The 1114-nt window shown below is 61.0% G+C and carries 1 protein-coding gene; it reads left to right on the top strand.

Features of this window, described 5'->3' with window-relative positions; genetic code table 11:
- Nucleotides 1–1107, top strand: a 1107-nt coding sequence (locus tag ACT3TP_RS18710) for an HNH endonuclease signature motif containing protein (protein ID WP_444621287.1), incomplete at its 5' end; no start/stop codon positions are given.
- Between the last annotated feature and the right edge of the window lie 7 nt (nucleotides 1108–1114).

Raw genomic sequence — 1114 nt, 5'->3', positions numbered from 1 at the left:
CAATCCACCCACGGCGCCTGCAGCTACCTCACCTCCTGCCGCATCCTCAACGAAGACACCCCGCACCTGGCCCACGCCTTCGAACAAGGCGAGCTCACCGAACGCCAAATACTGGCCATCACCGCACCACTGCAAGAAATCGACACCAACCCACGCCGCGAATTCGACGCCCTCTTCGCCACCCACCCCGACATGTTCACCAACCTCGGCCTCAACGCCATCACCGACACCGTACGCAAATTCACCGAACGCCACCAAAGCAGCGAAAAAGCCATCCAAGCCGAAGACGAAGCCGCCAAACGCTACATCCGCTTCCGCAAAGGCAAAAACTGCGTCATGCTCAGCGCCAAACTCCCCCTCATCGAAGGCACCGCCCTGGCCAAATCCATCAAAGCCCGCGCCAAGGCCATCCACCGCACCGGAAACGACCCCCGCACCAAGAAGCAGCTCCAAGCAGATATGCTCATCTGCAGCCAGCTCAACGGCTTCCCACCCAAAATCCCGCTGTTCCTCGACGTGAAGCTCATCATGACCGACAAAGCCCTATTCCTCGGCGACCGGGAACCAGCAAACCTGCCCGGCTACGGCATCCTCCCAGCCCAATACGCCCGCGAACTAGTCGCCGGAGCCCGAGTAGACCTCAATGACCCCTTCCACCTCAGCCGCCACGAGGACGAACTGAACCGCAGGATCTTCACCTTCCCAGAAATCCAGCGCATCTACACCGCCCCGGGAAATCAAGACCTCATCGCCATGGACTCCAAAGCCCGCGAATTCCCCGAAGGCCTCAAAGAGTTCATCCGCATCCGCGACGCCCACTGCCAAACCCCGTACTGCAACGGAGTCCCGGAAGAAATCGACCACGTGGTCCAGCACCACCTGAACGGGCCGACCACCGTCCACAACTCCTCCTTCCGCTGCCCGTTCTGCAACAAGGCGAAGGAACTACCCGGATGGTATGAAAAAGTCGACCCCTACCTGCCGCATTCCATCGTCATCGACACCGGAGACGGGCGGACCTACCGGTCCCTGGCACCCCCGGCCACCGGAGTAGTCCGGGACACGACCCCACCGGTCATCCACCTGCCGAAGCACCAGCGAGAATGAACAACAC

The sequence above is a fragment of the Glutamicibacter sp. AOP38-B1-38 genome (genome assembly GCF_052377485.1).
Taxonomy (GTDB): domain Bacteria; phylum Actinomycetota; class Actinomycetes; order Actinomycetales; family Micrococcaceae; genus Glutamicibacter.
The sequence above is the reverse complement of the archived record's forward strand: the minus strand, read 5'-3'. Positions and strand labels throughout refer to the sequence as shown.